We start from the raw sequence: 2,118 nt of genomic DNA on the forward strand, positions 1-2,118 counted from the left end.
ACACTGGCCTTGTCGGTATAGTAACCATATATAATTAAAAAAACAAGTATACTTACTGTAATTAATTTAAATTTTAAAAAAAATGAAATAATTTCAAACAATAACTTTACACCCTTCTTAAAAAGGTCATTAATTTTATTCATTAAATACCCCAGATCAATTTCTTCCTGATGGCTATTGGTTATTGGTGTGTTGCTCATTGCTTGTTATTGGTTATTGGTTATTGGTTATTGGTTATTGGTTATTGGTTAATGGTTAATGGGGAAAAATAAAACCTCGATTTTCTAAAATTTGTTCTAAAATTTTTTGCGTAATCAAATAAGTGGGTTTGACCCCTGACATCCCCAATCCACCACTGGCTAAAGTACTTCCTGTTTCCAACGGGTTATCCGAGGCATAATAGGCATATCTCACTTCCACTTTCTCACTTATACTTCCCCTTATTTTTGAAGCCGCTTGTATGGCTTTTTGATAGTGTGCCCCTTCCATTTCAAGCCCTATGACATTCCATGTGGAGTCGTGGAAGAATTTTAAAATGTCTTTGTTTTGAAGTGATGTTCCCAAAACTGATATCATACTTCCTTCACTTACTTTTATGCCGCTGCCTTCAAAATGTGATTTTTTTAACTTGTTTTTAAACGGGTAATTGTCTGCCGTGCCTTCAAATAGATGTGCATTGGGAATCATAATATCACCCTTTCCCCCGTCAAGTATTCCGGCTTTCCCCATAATTGAGACAGATTTCACGTTCAAAAGATGGGTCTTTTTGTTTTCACCCCTGTAGGGCTTCAATAACTCCTCCATAGTTTCATAAGCCTGCTCTCCAAAGGCGTAATCCATCACTATTATTATCGGTGCCTCTTCTTTGGCCTTTCCGGCAAAAGCATTTGTAATTAGATGCGAACAATCGATTTGGGTTGCGTCAAAAATCTGAACGTCGATATTGGTTCCACTATTGTCTTCTATAAAAAGCATGCCGCATTCTTTGGCCAATTTTTCAACTTTCTCTCTAAGCGGAACATTTTCATTTTTGCTCAACTGCTCAAAAACCTCTAAGGGGCTTGCTTTTTTTAGTTCATTTTTCAAAGCCTGAGCCGCAAAAAGAGAGTTCATCACGCTGTGCATATTGGCACTGATGATATGGATGGGTCGCTCAAGAAGTCCTTTGGAATGCATTACTTTTTTGATGTTGTTTGCCCAAATTTCGCCGTGAATATGATGCCCCAAACGCTCTCTCAACACCGGGCTGAATGTAATCACACGTTTATTGTCGTCTATCAATTCCTGAATGGCAATTTTACCCAAATAGTAAACTATATTCAGGAACCTGTTGGGGTTTTCCCTTGTGGCAAATAAAGGATAAATGGCCTTGACCTCAGCAAATGTCCGCCCCAGTATATTGGCAGTGTGAGTGACTGCAACTTCTTTTTCCTCATCGGAAAGTTCGTTGTTTTTCTTGACTGCCTCCTCCAGTTTGTTCCAATCACGTGTTACCGCGCCGTTATCATCAATCACTACGCGTTTTACTATTTTGTGTGACTCTATATAAAGAAATGTGAGGTGGGTTAAAATATCATAAATCTCAGAGCGCCCACGGGTAATTTCAATATTCATTTGCTCATCGTCAATGCGGTAACAATTCCTCCTTCGCTTGGGCGGTATGATAACTTTAAAATGGGATTTTGAATAACCTTCATCACTTGTCAGGTTGATGTACCGGCACTCTTCAATACCATCCGGTAGTCGATCAATCACATACAACAGCCCCTGAAGTTCAATTTTATCCTCAGCTATGGAGCCGTAAATTTCAGGCCTTAAGATAAGCAATGCTTCACGTAAGGTTTCTCCCGAAACTCCCATGGGCTTGTAAAACCCACGATTAAACAAGTGGCGCATAGTGATATAAATGCGTTCTATGGCGTTTGAACTTTCCTGGGCACGGGTTCTTGTATGTGAAGTAATTTTGGTCATCAATTCCTGCAAATATAGGATTTATTGGCTATTTAGCTTGATAAGCATCTCGGCAATATTCCTGTCATTGGACAAACGGGGCAGTTTGTTTTGCCCTCCAAGTTTGCCTTGGGTTTTCATATAATCATTAAAGGTGTCTTTTCTTAC

At 39.0% G+C, this 2,118-nt stretch carries 2 protein-coding genes; both read right to left on the reverse strand.

The features are described from left to right. Positions 1–200 (reverse strand): hypothetical protein (locus AC6F75_RS11410; RefSeq protein ID WP_500715143.1); only part of this gene is annotated, 200 nt, incomplete at its 3' end. Between the two features lie 55 nt (positions 201–255). Continuing rightward, a complete protein-coding gene (locus AC6F75_RS11415; RefSeq protein WP_500715144.1) occupies positions 256–1,971 on the reverse strand; it encodes a DUF6909 family protein in 1,716 nt (571 codons plus the stop codon). Positions 1,972–2,118: the final 147 nt, after the last annotated feature.

This window comes from Planktosalinus sp. (assembly GCF_059864935.1).

Excerpts from the sequence above, each read along its gene's own strand:
- AC6F75_RS11415 (WP_500715144.1), bottom strand. The coding sequence starts at position 1,971 with ATGACCAAAATTACTTCACATACAAGAACCCGTGCCCAGGAAAGTTCA.